This is a genomic window from Arthrobacter sp. LjRoot14 (assembly GCF_964253905.1).
GTDB lineage: Bacteria > Actinomycetota > Actinomycetes > Actinomycetales > Micrococcaceae > Arthrobacter.
This window is the reverse complement of record NZ_CAXURL020000001.1, coordinates 853,757-871,785: the sequence shown is the minus strand read 5'-3', so window position 1 is coordinate 871,785 and position 18,029 is coordinate 853,757. Positions and strand designations below refer to the sequence as shown.

The 18,029-nt window shown below is 66.1% G+C and carries 16 protein-coding genes and 1 riboswitch; of the genes, 4 read left to right on the top strand and 12 right to left on the bottom strand.

All coding sequences use genetic code 11. The annotated features are described in order from the left end of the window. Nucleotides 1-84: 84 nt before the first annotated feature. Both ACSQ12_RS04115 and ACSQ12_RS04110 read right to left on the bottom strand, forming a co-directional pair. Nucleotides 85-735 (bottom strand): LytR C-terminal domain-containing protein, encoded by a 651-nt coding sequence (locus ACSQ12_RS04115; RefSeq protein WP_436064437.1) that lies wholly within the window; start codon nt 733-735, stop codon nt 85-87. A gap of 49 nt (nt 736-784) precedes the next feature. Then, a complete protein-coding gene (locus ACSQ12_RS04110; RefSeq protein WP_307864474.1) occupies nt 785-1,075 on the bottom strand; it encodes a DUF3263 domain-containing protein in 291 nt (96 codons plus the stop codon). Nucleotides 1,076-1,315: 240 nt separating this feature from the next. Between ACSQ12_RS04110 and ACSQ12_RS04105 the strand changes: the two genes are divergently transcribed. Continuing rightward, nucleotides 1,316-2,083 (top strand): uracil-DNA glycosylase, encoded by a 768-nt coding sequence (locus ACSQ12_RS04105; RefSeq protein WP_436064436.1) that lies wholly within the window; start codon nt 1,316-1,318, stop codon nt 2,081-2,083. Between the two features lie 15 nt (nt 2,084-2,098). Further along, nucleotides 2,099-2,938, top strand: coding sequence for a siderophore-interacting protein (locus ACSQ12_RS04100; protein ID WP_436064435.1), 840 nt, complete (start codon nt 2,099-2,101; stop codon nt 2,936-2,938). A gap of 45 nt (nt 2,939-2,983) precedes the next feature. Here ACSQ12_RS04100 and ACSQ12_RS04095 read toward each other — a convergent pair whose 3' ends face one another. The 3 genes from ACSQ12_RS04095 to ACSQ12_RS04085 form a co-directional block, all read right to left on the bottom strand. Beyond that, a complete protein-coding gene (locus ACSQ12_RS04095; RefSeq protein WP_209747226.1) occupies nt 2,984-4,480 on the bottom strand; it encodes a threonine/serine ThrE exporter family protein in 1,497 nt (498 codons plus the stop codon). A 31-nt stretch (nt 4,481-4,511) separates the two neighbouring features. Beyond that, nucleotides 4,512-5,585, bottom strand: a complete 1,074-nt coding sequence (locus ACSQ12_RS04090) for a lipid II:glycine glycyltransferase FemX (protein ID WP_436064434.1) — start codon at nt 5,583-5,585, stop codon at nt 4,512-4,514. 120 nt (nt 5,586-5,705) lie between these two features. Next, a complete protein-coding gene (locus ACSQ12_RS04085; protein ID WP_436064433.1) occupies nt 5,706-6,527 on the bottom strand; it encodes a DNA/RNA non-specific endonuclease in 822 nt (273 codons plus the stop codon). A 151-nt stretch (nt 6,528-6,678) separates the two neighbouring features. On the opposite strand from ACSQ12_RS04085, the gene ACSQ12_RS04080 reads away from it, so the two are divergent. After that, nucleotides 6,679-7,230, top strand: coding sequence for a TspO/MBR family protein (locus tag ACSQ12_RS04080; protein WP_436064432.1), 552 nt, complete (start codon nt 6,679-6,681; stop codon nt 7,228-7,230). A 32-nt stretch (nt 7,231-7,262) separates the two neighbouring features. Here ACSQ12_RS04080 and ACSQ12_RS04075 read toward each other — a convergent pair whose 3' ends face one another. From ACSQ12_RS04075 to ACSQ12_RS04050, 6 genes are all read right to left on the bottom strand, one after another. After that, nucleotides 7,263-8,675 (bottom strand): L-serine ammonia-lyase, encoded by a 1,413-nt coding sequence (locus tag ACSQ12_RS04075; protein ID WP_436064431.1) that lies wholly within the window; start codon nt 8,673-8,675, stop codon nt 7,263-7,265. A 158-nt stretch (nt 8,676-8,833) separates the two neighbouring features. After that, nucleotides 8,834-10,171 (bottom strand): serine hydroxymethyltransferase, encoded by a 1,338-nt coding sequence (gene glyA, locus ACSQ12_RS04070; RefSeq protein ID WP_436064430.1) that lies wholly within the window; start codon nt 10,169-10,171, stop codon nt 8,834-8,836. Then, nucleotides 10,168-10,551 (bottom strand): glycine cleavage system protein GcvH, encoded by a 384-nt coding sequence (gcvH, locus tag ACSQ12_RS04065; RefSeq protein WP_011690632.1) that lies wholly within the window; start codon nt 10,549-10,551, stop codon nt 10,168-10,170. The genes glyA and gcvH overlap by 4 nt, the downstream gene beginning before the upstream one ends. 209 nt (nt 10,552-10,760) lie before the next feature. Then, nucleotides 10,761-11,918, bottom strand: a complete 1,158-nt coding sequence (gcvT, locus tag ACSQ12_RS04060) for a glycine cleavage system aminomethyltransferase GcvT (protein WP_436064429.1) — start codon at nt 11,916-11,918, stop codon at nt 10,761-10,763. 11 nt (nt 11,919-11,929) lie between these two features. Beyond that, nucleotides 11,930-14,782 carry an aminomethyl-transferring glycine dehydrogenase gene (gene gcvP, locus ACSQ12_RS04055; RefSeq protein ID WP_436064428.1) on the bottom strand — a complete coding sequence of 951 codons (2,853 nt, stop codon included), beginning with the start codon at nt 14,780-14,782 and terminating at the stop codon, nt 11,930-11,932. A gap of 204 nt (nt 14,783-14,986) precedes the next feature. After that, nucleotides 14,987-15,085: riboswitch (glycine riboswitch) on the bottom strand. A gap of 148 nt (nt 15,086-15,233) precedes the next feature. Further along, entirely contained in the window at nt 15,234-15,773 is a 540-nt protein-coding gene (locus ACSQ12_RS04050) for a TetR/AcrR family transcriptional regulator (RefSeq protein WP_209747240.1), read from the bottom strand. 69 nt (nt 15,774-15,842) lie between these two features. On the opposite strand from ACSQ12_RS04050, the gene ACSQ12_RS04045 reads away from it, so the two are divergent. Continuing rightward, complete coding sequence (locus tag ACSQ12_RS04045; protein ID WP_436064427.1) at nt 15,843-17,444, top strand: MFS transporter; 1,602 nt, start codon at nt 15,843-15,845, stop codon at nt 17,442-17,444. A gap of 91 nt (nt 17,445-17,535) precedes the next feature. Here the strand turns inward: ACSQ12_RS04045 and ACSQ12_RS04040 are convergent, their stop codons facing one another. Further along, a complete protein-coding gene (locus ACSQ12_RS04040; RefSeq protein ID WP_011690627.1) occupies nt 17,536-18,015 on the bottom strand; it encodes a Dps family protein in 480 nt (159 codons plus the stop codon). Nucleotides 18,016-18,029: the final 14 nt, after the last annotated feature.

The window sequence follows — 18,029 nt, the reverse complement described above, 5'->3', positions numbered from 1 at the left end:
AATCACTTTAGCCATTGCCATTTGCCGGGGGCAGGACCAGGCCCTGCGAGCCCCCAATAGTTATTCAGGCGTAACCGAAATTCCTTACTGGAAGCCGGGCCCGAGAACCACAACCACCGGCAACTGGAACTCGGCAGAGTCCACCAGCGACGTGATATTCAGGAGTTCCCCCAGAGCCTCCGCGTTCGCTTTCTGCGAGGCCCCGCTGTAGTAGATGACGGAGGACTGCTGCGGCATTCCGCCCCAGTTCCCCACGGGTCCCAGCGTCCAGCCGTCACCGGCGACGATACTGCTCACGCGGCCGGCAAGTCCCGCGGTGGTGGTCCCGTTGTAGACCGCCACGGCCTGGGTTTTATCAACAGCCGGCGCATCGGCGGAAGGAACCGCGGAGGGTGAGCTGCTGGCAGCGGGCGTCTCGCTGGCGGAAGGAGCCGCGCTCGGCTCGGAACCGGCCTCAGCGCCAGGAGACGCGGTGCCTTGCGGCGCCTCGGCGGAAGGGGATGCGGAGGGGCTGACCAGGGCGGACCCCGCCGCCATCAGCGGGCTGCCGGCAGGAGCAAATCCGAGCTTGGGAAGGAACAGGAAGGCCACCAGTCCAATGGCCAGCGCCGCCACGCCGACGGTCAGGATTGGTCCCAGCCGGCGCCTGGGAGCCCCGGAGGCGACCCTATGGACACCCTGTCGCGAGGAGGCCTCAGGGACCCTGTCGAATTCATCCCGAGCATATTTGGTCATGGTAAAACGATGTCCTTGTTGGTTCTTGCTGATTGCCCGGCCCCGACGTCTAAGCGTCAGAGCCCAATCGGCGCGCCGTGCGTGCCCGTTGGCGTGACGTACGTAGTCTACGCAATCTCTTCACGAGCATGGGGTCGTGCGCCAGGGCGTCCTCGGTGTCAATCAGCGTGTTGAGGATCTGGTAGTAGTGCGTGGCGGAGAGGTCGAACAGCTCTCGAATGGCTTGTTCCTTGGCCCCTGCGTACTTCCACCACTGCCGTTCGAGGGCCAGCATCTGTTGGTCCCGCTCACTCAGCCGTGAGCCCGGCTGCGGAGCCGGCGTAAGGTCTGCACCGGACACGGTTTCGCTGCCGGTGTCCGCAAGTGACAGGTCATCGCGCACTGGTTCGGCCACGGCAAAATCCTCCACTTGATCCGGTCAAAGTCTCTTTCCATGGTACGGGCGAATAACACGCCTGTCATTTACGCAGTATGACGCGGCGGAGGGGAGGCAGGTAACAGCAAGGTACGCCCGCACAAAAGCCAGTGGCGCCCGGCCGCCCGCCGGCCTCTTGGAGCCCAGCACTGCGAGAATGGACTCGTGTTTGATTCTGAAGCCTTGTTCGAGTTGGAGCCTGCCGTGGAGGGGGCTGACTTTGCCGAGATGGCACACATGCCGCTGGACCGCCTCATGGCTGCAGACTGGGCTGCGGCGCTGGCTCCCGTGGATGCGGAGCTGCGGAGCGTCCTGGAGTACCTTGCTCGTGAAGTGGGCGCCGGGCACCAGGTGCTGCCGTCGCCGTCGAACGTTTTGCGCGCATTCCAACAGCCGCTGGCCGGCGTCAAGGTCCTCATCGTCGGCCAGGACCCTTACCCGACGCCGGGCCATCCGATCGGGTTGTCCTTCGCAGTGGAAGGGCACACCAGGCCCATTCCCCGCAGCCTCGCGAACATCTACAAGGAACTCGAATCCGATCTCGGCCTTCCGGCCCGTGTCCACGGGGACCTCACGCGCTGGGCGGACCAGGGCGTCCTGCTGTTGAATCGCGTCCTTACGGTCCGGGCCGGGGCGGCGGGTTCCCACCGGGGCAAAGGCTGGGAACCGATCACGACGGCGGCAATCGCCGCCGTCGCCGGCCGCCGCGCTGCAGACGGGACGGCAGCGCCGCTCGTGGCGGTGCTGTGGGGCAAGGATGCCGAGGGCGTCCGCCCGCTGCTTGGAGACACTCCGGTGCTCGCCAGCGCCCATCCCAGCCCGTTGTCGGCCGCGCGCGGATTCTTTGGGTCCAGGCCGTTCAGCAGGGCAAACGAACTCCTTCGGGCCCAGGGTTCGGAGCCCGTTGACTGGGAACTTCCCCCCGTTGCTTAGCCTAGGCTTACTTCCATGACTTCCCTTCCCGCTGCTACGTCAGCCAGCCGAAAATCGCGCCCCCAGACGAACCTCACGGTCCTCCGGCGCGAGGAACTCTCTCCGCACATGGTGCGGATCGTGGCCGGCGGCGAAGGCTTCGCCAGCTATGTGAACAACGAATACATAGACAGGTACGTGAAGATCGCCTTCCCGCAGCCCGGCGTCGAGTACCCGCTCCCCCTCGACCTTTGGGCCATCCGGGAAACCCTGCCACGCGAGCAGTGGCCGTACACCCGGACGTACACCGTCCGCTGGGTGGATGAAGCGGCGCGCGAGCTGGCCATCGATTTCGTGATTCACGGTGACGAGGGCCTGGCTGGCCCCTGGGCGGCCAACGCCCGGCCCGGCGACAGCCTGGTGTTCACCGGCCCGGGCGGCGGTTACAACCCCGATCCCGCGGCCGACTGGCACCTGTTCGCCGGCGATGAGGCCGCCCTGCCTGCCATTGCCGCAGCCATCGAGTCACTGCCGCCAGAAGCCAGGGGACTTGCGTTCCTGGAAGTGGACAGCGATGCCGAGGTCCAGCCCATCCAGGCCCCCGCCGGACTCCAGGTCCACTGGCTGCCGCGGAACGGCGTTCCTGCGGGCAGCAGCGAACTCCTGGTCAGCGCCGTACGGAATGCCGAGTGGCCCGGCGGCCGGGTGCAGGTCTTCGCCCACGGCGAGCGGGGCTACATGAAGTCCCTCCGCGAGGTCCTCTACCGTGAGCGCGGCCTGGAGCGCGCGCAGGTATCGTTGTCCGGCTACTGGGCCAAGGGCCGGGTGGAGGACGACTTCCAGGCCGAAAAGAAGCTCCCCATCGGCCAGATCTAGGACATCCGCACCCGGCCGATCAGGCTGCGGCGGCGCCGGGCGCGGCTAGCGGCGCCGGGCGCGGCGGCGTTCGTTGCTGGCCAGGCTTCGGGTCAGCGGACGGGCAAGGGTGTCACCGAGGACGATTCCGGCCGCCACCCCGAGGACGATCGCACCGGCATTGAGCATGCCTCCGGCACCCATCAGGATCTCCGACTCTTCAATGGTCAAGACATACATCGAGCGGAATATAGTCAGGCCGGGTAGAAGGATCAGGGCCGCAGGAACGGCCACCACGAGCTGGGGGGCGCCCATCTTCAAGGCGACCACCCTGGCCAGAAGGCCGATGACCACCGCGGCGACGGCCGGGGAAAACCGCGCACCCATGCCGATCAGGTCCGCGCCGAGCAGCACAAGATGGCCCACGACGCCCACCGCCGCGGTGGGAAGGAGCAGCTTCCAGGCGGTCTGTTCCGTGATGCCAATTGCTACGACCGCTATTGCCACCAGGATGATGAGCGCCCACAGCGGATACGCCGGCGGGAATGTTTCCGTGACGTCGATTTCCTCCATACCCATCTTCGAACCCAGCACGAAGGCGACGGAGATGCCGGACACCAGTGCACCGAAGGTCAGCATGGTGGACAGGAACCGGCCCGCCGCCGTGACGGGGAATCCGTTGATGGCGTCCTGCACCGACGAGACAAGCCGGCCGGTGGGCAGGAGCAGCAGGATGCCGCCCACCACGACGATCGCGGGCGCGATTTGGATGCCCACGGGGCTGCCGAACCGCCAGAGCAGCAGGGCGATGAACGTCACCAGGAATGCACATGATGCCGTGGCGAAGAAGTCCGGAACCCGCCATCGGCTCAACTGCCGGGCGAGCAGGCTCACCAGGATGTTCGAACCGAACGCGACGGCCGAAGCGCCGGGGCCCCCGCCCAGTACGCCCACGAAAACCGCGGCGAACACCGCGAAGGCCACGGTGACCATCCAGCGCGGAAAAGGCTTGGAGCTGCGGATGATTTCGTCCAGGCGGCGCACTGCCTCGTCCCGGCCAACTCCGCCGGCCACAATGTCCGTAACCAGCTGGTGCACCTGTGCGAGGCCCGCATAGTTGTTAGTCCAGGACCGCACCACCCTGAGCAGGGAAATGGGGGTCTGGTCCTTGGGTGCGTAGTTGATGGCCACCGACTGGTTGGTGATGTCCACTTCGATGTGTTTCAGGCCAAGGGCAGCGGTGATCGCAATAATGCTCGTTTCCACTTCCAGGGCGCCGGCGCCGTATCGGAACATGGACTCGGCCAGGTGGAGCGCAAAGTCGATGGTTTTCCGCGCGGAGGTATCCACTCCCCCCACTTGGATCATGGGGTTGGCATAGGGGCTGCCTGCCAGCCGGTCCACAATGCTCATGGGGGCGGTGGGCGGGTTTTCGCCCTGCACCAGCCTGCGAAGCATGCGCTTGGCTGCGGCGTTCTGCCGTACCTGGGACGCGGTGAGCGGTTGGGTCGGGGGCAGCGCCGCCGTGGGCGGCCTGCGGCGACCGTCGGGTGCTTTGGTCATTGCGGCCTCCTCAAGGGCTTCACAAGGGGATTTAGTAGAACTGCTGGCCTGTTCGCCTGGTGTACAGCTGGCGTGCCACACGTTCGCCGGCGGCCATCCAGGCCTTGTATTTCAGCGGGTTGAGCACCTGGTCGTAGCAGCCTACGAAGTCGGTGACCGTCTTGCTGAAGCTGGTCTTGAACAAGCCCAGCCCGTGGAACGGGTTCGAAGCGTCCTTGAGTTTGCCGCTCGGAGGGGTGCCGCAGAAGTCATATTCCGTGCAGCCGAGTTCCTTGACCTGGTTGATGGCCGTCCACTGGACCAGGTGGGAGTCGCCGTACTGGCTGCGCTTCTGGAGCGAGCCGCCGTCCTTGTACGTCCCCTTCCGGCCGTAGTTGATCACAAACGCGCCCACGGAGGGAACGCCGTTCTCATAGACGAACAGCAGCCGGCCCTGCCCGCGGTTAATGAAGTTGGTCCAGAACTGCCGGTAGTAGTCGTACTCACGGACACTGACCTGCGACTTCGCTTCCACCGTGGTGGTCATGAGCGCGTACATGGACCGGAAGTTCTCCTCCGTGGGATCGACGTTGTGGACTTCCACGCCCTCCCGGATGGCCCGGCGGACAGCGTTGCGTCCCCTGGAGTGCAGGTTCCGCAGCAGCTGGTTCTCCTCCGGCGCGATGTCCAACAACGCGGTGGAGTCATTGGGCTGCAGGTTGTGCGTCTTCACCAGGCCCGCGCCCTCGAGCACCCGCTTTGCGTCCTCGGAAAGGATGATGTCCGGCTCGATCTTGATGGCAAAGACGCCCAGCTTCGCGCGCTTCACGAACTCCGCGTTCGCGGCGGCGATGCCCGGGATATCCTCGACGGCCGCCACGTCCGGCCCCTTGATGAGGTACCACAGCTTGCCCAGCACAGGAAAGGACTTCTGCAGCACCAGGTTGTAGCTCGTGTAGTCCGCGGTTTCGTAGACCAGGTGGAGGGGCTTCCAGCCAAAGTGTTGTTTGACCTCGGCGAAGGCCTCGGACTGAAGCAGGTTTCCGCCGTTCGGGTTCGCGATGACGTGGTTGTCCCAGTTGGCGACCTCCTCGGCGGAGGCAAAGCGGGCGGTGAATTCTCGCAAGTGCGCGGTGTCCAATCTTTGCGGTCGGTGCTTCGGCTGCATGCCGGGCATGCAAGCCACAAGTCTATCGGCCCTCCCTAGGAGGGCGCTGACCGGTTGGCTCCCCCGCGGTGTCCGGGTTCAGAGCCGGATCTGCTCCATGGACTTGAGTCGCACGGCCAGGGGTTCCTTGCCCAGGGCTCGTTGGCTCTTGGCCAGCCGGTCCGCATTTTCGAGCCGGGACAGGCTCAGCCCGGTCAATTCGGCGATCCGGGCCACCGGAACCTGAAAGGTGCGGAAGGGGCCCAGCGGCGGCGGTTCATCGGCCAGGAGCCGTTCCCGGATAGCCTTCTTGAGCTCCACTTTCCCCAGCAGCGGGGACTGGTCCAGCAGGAATCCGGCAGCAGCGAGTTTTCCGTCCATGGTCCAGGCCGCGATCTTCCAGAACATCCGGGGAATCTGCACTCCACGGTAGGGCAGGTCGTCGTCCTCCAAGACCGGCCCCGTGAACACGCTGAGCTTGGCATCGTTGAGGTCTGCGTGGCTGAGCACATGGTCTTCCAGGCCCACCCACAGTTCTTTGCCCTGATTGAAGTCGTCAACCTGTGGCGCGGCATTGGTAAACGCGAAGGTGTCCTGGTTGGCTGCCCTGGCCGTCGCCTCATCGCCCCACACCGGATCCAGCCGCCGCACCAGGTGTCCACGGTCAAAGGCGTTGTTCCTGTAAACCTCCGGACCCGCCTGCTGCTCCTTCGGGACACGGGCATCGAAGTGCCAGGTCCCCTCGCGGGCCAGCGGGACCAGCTCGCGTCCATGAATGTTGACGCCGACGACGGCGGCCAGCTTCCGCGCCGTGCGCAGCCGGACGGAAAAATGAATGTAGTCAAGCAAAACCGTTGCTGCCGCCGGACTGGGCAGCTCAAGGCGTGCCCGCAAAAAGTCCCGGTCATATCCCCCAGTCATAGCTCCATAGTGGCACTCCAGCCTCAGGGTGAACAGAGCAGGCGAACGGTGCAGAGGGCCGCGATCGCAATCAGCCTTGAACGGCGCAAGTGCCGGCGGCTGAGTACGGGATCGACTTGACTCAACATGCCGTACTGGCAAGGGTTGAACTATGAAGGCACCACACGAACAGGCCATGGCGGGCCCCGCTGACGGCGCCCGTCCTGGCAGCCGCAGCACGGGTGCGCAACTGCTCGGGCTGGCTGCATTCCTGGGAGCCTCCGCGCTGGTCGCCTGGCTGGGTGCTTTCGCCACGCTGGGCAACGTGGACGGCTGGTACGCCACAGCGGACAAGGCCCCGTGGTCCCCGCCGAACTGGGTTTTCGGTCCGGTCTGGACGCTGCTGTACGCAGCCATGGCAGTTGCTGCGTGGCTCGTCTGGCAGCGCCGCGGACAGCGCACCGTCCCCGCCTTGAGGGCATATGGGATCCAGCTGGGCTTGAACCTGCTGTGGACGCCGGTGTTCTTCGGCCTCTACCCGGTGATGGGCACGGCGTCACTCTGGCTGGGGCTTGCGATCATCATTGCCCTGATCATCGCAGTGACCGTCACCGTCCTGTATTTCGGCCCGATCAACCGGGCAGCCGGCCTGCTGCTGTTGCCCTACATTTCCTGGCTGGTTTTCGCTAGCAGCCTGAACTGGTGGGCGGCTTTGCACAACTAGGCCTCAACGGGCCCGGCCACCGGCCTACGGAGTCAGCATTCGACGACGTTGACGGCGAGGCCGCCCATGGCGGTTTCCTTGTACTTGGAGGACATGTCCCTGCCCGTTTCGCGCATGGTCACGATCACCTCGTCCAGGGACACCCGGTGCGTGCCGTCGCCCCAGAGCGCCATCTTCGCGGCGTTGATCGCCTTCGCGGCCGCGATCGCGTTCCGCTCGATGCAGGGGATCTGCACCAGCCCGCCGATCGGATCACACGTCAGCCCCAGGTTGTGCTCCATCGCGATCTCCGCGGCGTTCTCCACCTGCGCCGGCGTCCCGCCCATCACCTCGGCCAAGCCCGCGGCGGCCATCGAGGACGCCGAACCCACCTCGCCCTGACAACCCACTTCCGCCCCCGAGATCGAGGCCTGCTCCTTATAGAGCACCCCCACCGCACCGGCAGCGAGCAGGAACTTCACCACCACATCATCCCGGTCCCCCTGGCTGGCCCGGTCCATGCCCGGCGCGAAATGCAGCGCGTAATACAGCACCGCCGGGATGATCCCGGCCGCCCCGTTCGTCGGCGCCGTAACCACCCGCCCACCGGAGGCGTTCTCCTCGTTCACCGCCAGCGCGATCAGGTTCACCCACTCCTGCCAGTACTTCGGATCCCGGTACTCCGGGTCCTGGCCCCGGTTCTCCTTCACCAAACGCTCATGCCAGTCCGGGGCCCGACGGCGGACCTTCAACCCCCCGGGCAGCAACCCCTCACGCTTCAACGACACCGCCACACACTCCTCCATCACGGAATAAATGTGCAGCAACCCCTCACGGATCTCCGCCTCGGACCGGGAAGCGCGTTCATTGACGAACATGACCTCCCCGATGGACAAGCCCTTGGACTGGCACCGGCCCAGCAGCTCCGCCGCGGTCCGGAACGGCAGCGGCAGCTCCTTCTTCGACTCCTCCAGCTCCAGCTGCGCCGCGCCCTCCTCGCCCTCACGGACAATAAACCCGCCGCCCACAGAAAAGAACGTCGCCGCATGCAGAACCTCCCCGGCAGCATCCGTGACCGTGAACGTCATCCCGTTCGTATGCCGCGGCAGGATCGTCAACGGCCGCAGCACCATGTCCTTCACCCCGTACGGCAGCGAAACCGCACCGGCCAGCTCCAGGGTCCCGGTCTCCGCGATCGCCGCGAGCCGCTCCTCCACCTCGGCCGGGAGGATCTTCTCCGGGTGGTACCCCTCCAACCCCAGCAGGATCGCCGTCATGGTCCCGTGACCATGCCCCGTCGCAGCGAGGGAACCATACAAATCCACCCGCAGCCCGGCCACCTTCTCAAGGTCCCCGGAAGCCCGAAGCTCCCCGGCGAACACCGCGGCAGCCCGCATCGGACCCACCGTATGCGAACTCGAAGGCCCAATCCCGATGGAAAAAAGATCAAAGACACCAACGGCCATGGTCGGTTCCTAACTAGGTGTAGCTGTGGCCCGGCAGATGGTCCTGCCGGAGGGCGGTGCAACCGCCGGTGGGCGGTCGTCCTGCCGGATGCACAACGACGGGCGGCAGCTTGTGGCGGCCGCCCGGCGTCGTGATCTGTACTTCTGTAATACGTGCTCTAGCCGAGGTTCGCAACCGACGGGTAGAGCGGGTGGGCGGCGGCCAGCGCCTCCACCCGGGTGCGCAGGCCGGACAGGTCCGCCCCGGCGTCGGCAATCAAGGCCTCAGCGATGATATCGGCAACCTCGGCGAAGGCGGCTTCGCCGAAACCGCGGGTCGCGAGGGCCGGGGTTCCGATACGCAGACCCGAGGTGACCATCGGCGGCCTCGGGTCAAAGGGCACGGCGTTGCGGTTGACGGTGATGTCGATTTCCGCGAGGCGGTCCTCTGCCTGCTGGCCATCCAACTCACAGTTGCGCAGGTCCACCAGGACCAGGTGGACGTCGGTGCCGCCGGAGATCACGTTGATCCCCTTGGCGGTGACGTCCGGCTGGACCAGGCGGTCCGCCAGGATCCGGGCACCGGCGAGGACGCGTTCCTGGCGTTCCTTGAATTCCGGGGACGCGGCGATCTTGAACGCCACGGCCTTGCCGGCGATGACGTGCTCCAGCGGACCGCCCTGCTGACCGGGGAACACTGCCGAGTTGATCTTTTTGGCGATGTCGGCGTCGTTCGAGAGGATGATGCCGCCGCGGGGACCGGCGAGGGTCTTGTGCGTGGTGGACGTGGTGACGTGCGCATGCGGCACGGGTGAGGGGTGCAGCCCGGCTGCAACCAGACCGGCGAAGTGCGCCATGTCCACCATCAGGTAAGCGCCCACGGAGTCGGCGATGCGGCGGAACTCGGCGAAGTCAAGCTGGCGGGCGTAGGCGGACCAGCCGGCGACGATCAGCTGCGGCTTGTGCTCCTGGGCCAGGCGCTCCACCTCGGCCATGTCGATCCGGTGGTCCTCTTCGCGGACCTGGTACGGGATCACGTTGTACAGCCGGCCGGAGAAGTTGATCCGCATACCGTGGGTCAGGTGGCCGCCGTGGGCCAGGTTCAGGCCCATGATGGTGTCGCCCGGCTTGATCAGCGCGTGCATCACCGAGGCGTTGGCCTGCGCGCCGGAGTGCGGCTGCACGTTGGCGTATTCCGCTCCAAACAGGGCCTTCACCCGGTCGATAGCCAGCTGCTCGATCACGTCAACGTGTTCGCAGCCGCCGTAGTAGCGCTTGCCCGGGTAGCCCTCGGCGTACTTGTTCGTCAGCACGGAGCCCTGTGCCTGCATGACAGCCTTGGCGGTGTGGTTCTCCGAGGCGATCATTTCCAGCCCGGTGCGCTGGCGGGCCAGTTCGTCGTCGATCTTCGCCGCGATCTCAGGGTCCAGTGCGGACAGGTCCGCATCCAGGGACGGGGAGACTACCTGTTCGAAGGCGACAGTTCCGGTGCCTGCGCCCGCGGTTGCGCCGCTCACAGTTCGCCGCCGTTCTTGGAAGCGTATTCCTCGGCGGAGAGCAGCGGGCCGTCGGAATCCGCGGCCACCTTGAAGAGCCAGCCGGCACCGTACGGATCGCTGTTGATCAGTGCGGGGTCGTCGACGACGGCGGAATTGGTTTCCGTGACCTCGCCAGTGACCGGGGAGTACAGGTCCGAAACGGACTTGGTGGACTCGACCTCGCCGCAGGTCTCCCCTGCCGTCACGGTGGAGCCGACCTCGGGCAGGTCAACGTACACGATGTCGCCGAGGGCGTCCGTCGCCACGGCGGAAATGCCGATCGACACCAGGTTGCCGGCCTCGCGGGCCACCCACTCGTGCTCGTCGGAGTACTGCAGTTCAGCGGCTACTTTTGCCATGTGTTTTTCCTTCAGATTGGTTTGCGAAAAGTGAGAGAGCGTTGGCCCAAACACTGCAGGAAGTGAGAGAGCGTCGGGGCTGGGGTCCGGCAGCGTGCGTCAGAGCCACGTGGGCCCACACCGGCAGGGTTCCCTTGCCGAGCTTGCGAGGCTAGGGAGCCGGTGGGGAGCAGCACGCAGAGGATCTCAGCCCCAACGCAACCCGAAAGCTACTTTTGGCGCTTGTAGAAAGGCAGTGCCACAACTTCGAACGGCTCCGCCTTGCCGCGCAGGTCGATGTCCAGGGCAGTGCCCACCTCGGAGAATTCGACGTCGACATAGGCCAGGGCCACGGGGTAGCCCAGCGTGGGGCTCGGCTGGCCGGAGGTCACTTCGCCAACAACTGCGCCGTCCTTGAGCACCGGGTAGTGGCCGCGCCCCGCGCGCCGGCCCAGGCCCTTGAGGCCCACCAGCTTGCGTCCGCTCGTGGCACCGGCGCCGCCGGCCTTGAGTGCTTCGAGCGCCGCACGCCCCACGAAGTCGCTTTCCTTGGCGAGTGAGACTACCGGGCCGAGTCCTGCTGCATAGGGGTTGCCGTCGCGGGAGAGCTCATTGCCGTAGAGCGGCATTCCGGCTTCCAGGCGCAGCGAGTCGCGGCATGCCAGGCCGGCGGGGACGAGCTCGCCCTCCTCGGCGACGGCCGCTATGGCCTGCCACAGGGCTGCGGCGTCGTCGTTGTCCACGAAGATCTCGAAGCCGTCCTCACCCGTATAGCCGGTCCGGGCCAGCAGGAGGTCCTTGGGGGCGCCGGCCACCAGGAAGGGAACTTCGACGGCGGCGTAGTACTTCAGTCCGGTGACCAGCTCGTGCTGTGCCGCCGGAACCAGACGAAGCAGGATGGCTTCGGCCTTGGGACCCTGGACGGCGATCAGCGAGGTCGTTGCGGAAGCGTCCTCCACAACGACGTCGAACTTTGCAGCCCGTTCGGCGAGGGCGGCGGCGACCACAGCGGCGTTGCCGGCGTTGGGCACCACCAGGAACTTGTCCGTGCTGTTTCCTGCGGCGTCCGCCGCCGGGCGACGGTAAACGATGAGGTCGTCGATGATGCCGCCGTCTTCCTGGCAGATCAGCGAGTACTTGGCCTTGCCCACGGACATGGCGGAAATTTTGCCGACCAGAGCGTAGTCCAGGAAGGCTGCGGCGTCCGGGCCGGTGACCCAGACTTCGCCCATATGGGAGAGATCGAACAGTCCGGCAGACTTGCGGACGGCGTGGTGCTCGGCCAGCTCGGAGGAGTACTTCAGGGGCATCTGCCAGCCACCGAAATCGGTGAAGGACGCGCCGAGCTTCTTGTGCTCTTCATAGAGCGCGGTGTAGTTCTCAGTCATCGCGGGAATCCTTAGTTTTCGAAGTCTTCGATGGGCGGGCAGGAGCAGATCAGGTTGCGGTCCCCTGCTGCGCCGTCGATGCGGCCCACGGGCGGGAAGTACTTGTCCTGCTTGAGGTGGTGGACGGGGAAGGCGGCCTGCTCGCGCGGGTATTCGCGGCTCCAGTCGGAGGAGACGACGGCGGCCGCGGTGTGCGGTGCGTTGCGCAGCGGGGAGTTCTCCACCGTGAAGTCGCCGTTGGCCACCTGCTCGATTTCCTGGCGGATGGTGATCATGGCATCGATGAAGCGGTCAATCTCCACGAGGTCCTCGGACTCGGTGGGCTCCACCATGAGCGTGCCGGCAACCGGGAATGCCAGTGTGGGGGCGTGGAAGCCGAAGTCGATGAGGCGCTTGGCCACGTCTTCCGCCGTGACTCCCGTCTTGGCCGTCAGGGCACGCAGGTCCAGGATGCACTCGTGCGCCACGAGTCCGCCTTCGCCGGTATACAGGACCGGGAAGAACTCGTTCAGGCGGGAAGCGATGTAGTTCGCCGCCAGCAGCGCGGACTTGGTGGCCTCGGTCAGGCCGGTACCGCCCATCAGCTTCACGTAGGCCCAGGAGATCGGCAGCACCCCGGCGGAACCGAAGCGCGAGGCCGAGATTGCCACGCCGTGGCCGTCTTCGTGGGCAGCCTTGTTGGCATCACCCGGCATGAACGGCGCAAGGTGGGCCTTGGCTGCTACCGGGCCGACGCCCGGCCCGCCGCCGCCGTGCGGGATGCAGAAGGTCTTGTGGAGGTTCAGGTGGGACACGTCGCCGCCGAACTTGCCCGGCTGCGCCAGGCCCACCAGGGCGTTCAGGTTGGCGCCGTCAACGTAGACCTGCCCGCCGGCCGCGTGCACCGAGTCGCAGATTTCGCGGACGTCGGCGTCGTACACACCGTGCGTGGACGGGTAGGTGATCATGATCGCGGACAGGACGTCCTTGTGGGTTTCGATCTTCGCCTGGAAGTCGGCGTGGTCGATGGTGCCGTCGGCTGCGGTGGCCACGACGACCACCTTCATGCCGGCCAGGACGGCGGACGCGGCGTTGGTGCCGTGCGCCGAGGCCGGGATCAGGCAGACGTTGCGCTGGTCATCGCCGCGGGACAGGTGGTAGCCGCGGATCGCCAGCAGGCCCGCAAGCTCGCCCTGCGAGCCGGCGTTCGGCTGGATGGAAACCTGGTCGTAGCCGGTGATCTCCGCGAGGTCCGCTTCCAGGCCCTCGATCAGTTCACGCCAGCCTTCGGTCTGGGAGTCCGGGGCGAAGGGGTGGATGGAGGCAAACTCCGGCCAGGAGATGGCTTCCATCTCGGCGGTGGCGTTCAGCTTCATGGTGCATGAACCCAGCGGGATCATGGTGCGGTCCAGCGCGAGGTCGCGGTCCGAGAGCTTGCGGATGTAGCGCAGCAACTGGGTTTCCGAGCGGTGTGTGTTGAAGACCGGGTGCTGCAGGTAGTCCGACGAACGCTCGACGGCGGCCTCGAGGGCGAAGCCTGCGTCGTCCGAGGCAACCTCGGCGCCGAAGACGGCGGCAACGGCGGCGACGGTATCCGGCGTCGTGGTTTCGTCAGCGGAGATGCCGACGGTGTCGGCGTCGATGCCGCGCAGGTTGATGCCCCTGGCTTCGGCGGCGGCGACGATGTCGGCGGCCTTGCCCGGCACGCGGACGGTGATGGTGTCGAAGAAGCTGCCGTGCAGGATCTCGAGGCCTGCGCCCTGCAGGGACGCCGCCAGGCTGCGCGCGTTCTGGTGGACGGTCTCGGCGATCGACTTCAGTCCGTCAGGGCCGTGGTAGACGGCGTACATCGACGAAACGATGGCCAGCAGTGCCTGTGCGGTGCAGATGTTGGATGTGGCCTTTTCGCGGCGGATGTGCTGCTCGCGGGTCTGCAGGGCAAGGCGGTAGGCCGGGGTGCCGGCGTTGTCCTTGGACACACCCACCAGGCGGCCGGGCATGGAACGCTCAAGACCCTTCTGGACGGCCATGTAGGCGGCGTGCGGGCCGCCGAAGAACAGCGGCACACCCAGGCGCTGGGTGGAGCCGACGGCGATGTCCGCGCCCTGCTCACCCGGAGGGGTAATCAGGGTCAGCGAGAGGAGGTCGGCCGCGACGGTGACCAGCGCGCCGCGTTCCTTCGCGGCGGCGATAACGGCGGCGTGGTCGAAGACCCGGCCGGAAACGCCCGGCTGCTGCAGCACGATGCCGTTGATGACGCCGTCGGGAAGCCCCTTGGAGAGGTCCGCCACCTCAACCTCGAAGCCGAGCGCCTCGGCACGGCCCTTGACGATGGCGATGGTCTGCGGCAGGACATCGGCGTCCAGGACCGTCTTGCCGTCATGGGCGGCCTTGTTCTTGTTGGCACGCCGCATCATCAGGACTGCTTCAGCCACGGCGGTGGCTTCGTCCAGCAGGGAGGCGTTGGCGATGGGCAGGCCCACGAGGTCCTGGACCATGGTCTGGAAGTTCAGGAGTGCCTCAAGGCGGCCTTGGGAGATTTCCGGCTGGTAGGGCGTATAGGCGGTGTACCAGGCCGGGGATTCGAGGATGTTGCGGCGGATCACTGCCGGGGTCACCGTGTCGTAGTAGCCCTGGCCGATCATCTGTACTGCCGTCTTGTTCTTGGCAGCCAGCTTGCGCAGCTCGGCCAGTACCTCGACCTCGCTCAGGGCGTCCTGCAACGTCAGGGCGACTTCCTGGCGGATGTCCTTGGGGACCGCGGTGTCTACCAGCGAGTCCACGGTGTCGTAGCCGACGGACTTGAGCATGGTGTCGATGTCGGCCTGGCGGCGGGCGCCAATATGCCGGTCGACGAAGGTGGTGGAGGCTGAACTAACCGTCACGAAGGAACTCCATTACTAATGGCGGCGCAGGGTACGCCGCAGTGGTCCGGGTTCCTCCCCGCTCTGTATTGGACCTGAGAGTTTCCGCAGGACCGTGCTCTCGCACAGCTCCGCTTGCACCGTCGGTGAGCATCGCGTGTCCTGGCTTGTTGCCCCCAACATGGTTGGGACACAAACGGACAGCATGCTGCTTTCCAGAGTTGCCTTGCCGCGGCGGTACATGGGCCTGAGAGATTCCTGGGGAGGGTTTGCTCCTACGGCGCCTGCTTGTACCTACTTGCAGAACTCTCCCGCCGCAGATCAAAGGCATATTTAGTTAGCGGTGACAACAGTCACAGCGTCAATTGTCCTACGTGCAGGTCCAGTCTGCAAACTCCGCACCCAGGCCGACGCCGCGTTACGGCCCGGGTCGCGGCGGTACCGGAAGGCAGGCCCCGCCCTCGTGGCACTGTCAGCCGCGAAGGCGTTCGACGGCGGCCAGCAGGCTGTCGACGTCGCCGCCCATTTCGGACGGGGCGGCGCCGGGTCCGCTGGCCAGCATGGCATTGAAGTAGAGGCCGTCACCCATGTACAGCACGGCCTTGGCCATGGCCGGGCCGACGTCTCCGGCCAGAAGTTCCAGCCAGCTCCCCTGGACGGCCGCGAAACGATGCAGCGTTTCCTGGTGCGCGACTTCGGCGAGCCGGGTGGCAGCCACAAAGACCCGGTCCAGCGGAGTGTCCGCCCAGAGCGAGGACCTGATGAAATAGACCGCGGCCCCCTCCGGAGCTTTGGCCATGGCGTCCAAATCCCCCGCAACGAGCCGGTCCATGCGCTCGAGCAGGGCGGAAATCATGGCTTCCTTGTTCGGGAAGTGATACAGGAGCCCGCCCTTGGAAACCCCTGCCCGCCGGGCCACAGCATCCAGCGTGGCGGCGCGTTCACCCACCTCGATCAGCAGGGATTCAAAGGCGTCGAGCACAGCCTCGCGGGCAACGGGTTTTCTGGCCATGGTTCCTATCATGCCCGGTGGCCCGGGCTCATTTCTTAACTATACCGTCCAGACGGTACAGTTATATTCATGGGAAACTCGCAGTCACCTTCGACGCCGGCCATGCAGCGCCTCACTTCCGCAGCGCCCGCGGCTGTCGGCAGCCGCTCCCCGATTCCGAAGCGGGGGCGCGACTGGCTGGCCCTGGCGCTTTTGATGTTCCCGGTACTTCTGGTCGCCGTGGACAACACCGCGCTGACGTTCGCGCTGCCCGCCATCGCCGGCAGCCTCGAGCCCACCGGCGTACAGCTGCTGTGGATTGTTGACGCCTACCCCCTGGTCCTTGCCGGCCTCCTGGTTGCCATGGGAAGTTTCGGCGACAGAATCGGCCGCCGGCGGCTCCTGCTGATCGGAAGCAGCGGTTTTGCCGCGGTGTCGGCGGCCACTGCTTTCGCCCCCAGCGCAGAATGGCTGATCGCCGGCCGCGCAGCACTCGGATTCTTCGGTGCGATGCTCATGCCGTCCACCCTGTCCCTGATCCGCAACATCTTTCCGGACCCCAACCGGCGCAGGCTGGCTATCGCCATCTGGGCGGCGGGGTTCTCGGGCGGCGCCGCACTGGGGCCGATTTTTGGCGGCTGGCTCGTGGAGCACTACTGGTGGGGCGCAATCCTGCTGGTGGCCGTGCCCATCATGCTGCCCATCCTGCTGCTTGGCCCGGCCTTGATTCCCGAGTCCAGGGACCCCCGGCCAGGAGCGGTGGATGGTGCCAGCATCACCCTTTCGCTGCTGACAATGGTTCCGCTGGTCTACGGCATCAAATCGCTGGCAACGGAGGGCTTCCATCCCATGCCGGCAGCGGCCATCGGCTTCGGGCTGCTCATGGGCTACGTCTTCGTCCGGCGCCAGAGGAGGCTGTCCAGTCCGCTGCTGGACATGAGCCTCTTCGGAAACAGGATCTTCAGCACGGCCATCACGGCCAACGTCCTGGCACTCTTTTCCTTCAACGGCTTCATCCTGTTCCTGGCCCAGCACCTCCAGCTACTGGAGGGCCAGCGGCCCACGGAGGCCGGAATCGCCATGATCCCGGCCCTGGTTGCCACCGTGGTTGCCGGCCTGTTCGTGGTCCCGCTGGTGCGGAAAGTCCGGCCGGGATTTGTGGTGGCCGGAGGCCTTTCCCTCAGCGCCACCGGCTACTTCATGGTGGCCTTCGGGGACCACTCGGGCGGTCCGGCCGTCCTGCTGGGCGCCCTACTGGTCCTGGCCCTCGGCGTGGGAGCAGCCGAAACGATTTCCAACGACCTGATCCTGGGGTCGGTCCCGCCGGAAAAGTCGGGGGCGGCAGCTGCCATTTCGGAGACCGGCTATGAGATCGGCTCACTCCTCGGCACGGCCGTCCTCGGCTCAATCCTGACGGCGTCCTACCAGCGGAACCTGGTCCTGCCGGAGGGCATTGCAGGCCCAGGCCCCGGCAGCGCCGCGGAGGGGATCACGCAGGCCCGCGAAACCCTGGCGGGGGCCATGGAACTCGCCCATTCGCTCCCCGCACCACTGGCGGACGCCCTGACGTCCGCCGCCCGGGTTGCGTTTGAATCGGGCGTCCACGTGACGGCCTCCATCGGGCTGGTACTGATGGCGGGGGCGGCAGCCCTCGTCGCCGTCGTACTCCGCGGAGTACCCAAGGCCACATAGCGCCGGCAGGCCACCAACCTTCGCCCGCACCCCGCCAAACAGAAAGCCCGGCACCGGAGTCATCCGATGCCGGGCTCACGTACTGCCGGCCCTACTTGCTGTCGGGAGTGGTCACGCTGGCCGAGGCCTTCATGTTCTCCGCGCCCACCATCCAGGCGTACTGTTCGAGCTTGGCGATGAACTCATGGAGAAGGTCCGCCGTCGTGGGGTCTTCCTCGTCGACTTCATCGTGGACCTTGCGCATGGTGCCCACAGCCGCTTCGAGCGCCGCCACAATGCGGTCCACGGCGTCCTTGGTGCTGATCAGCCCCTGCGGAAACTGCGCAAGGCTCGTGGTCTCGGCAACCGTGGCACTACGGCCGTCCGGCAGGGCATGGAGTGCACGCATGCGCTCCGCCATGTCATCGGCGAAGTTCCGGGCGGCGTCGATGATTTCATCCAGCTGCAGGTGGAGGTCGCGGAAGTTCGTTCCCACGATATTCCAGTGGGCCTGCTTGCCCTGGATATGCAGTTCAATCAGGTCCGCGAGCACAGCCTGCAGATTATTCGTCAGCGTCGGTGATGCCTTCATTGATCCTCCTGGTG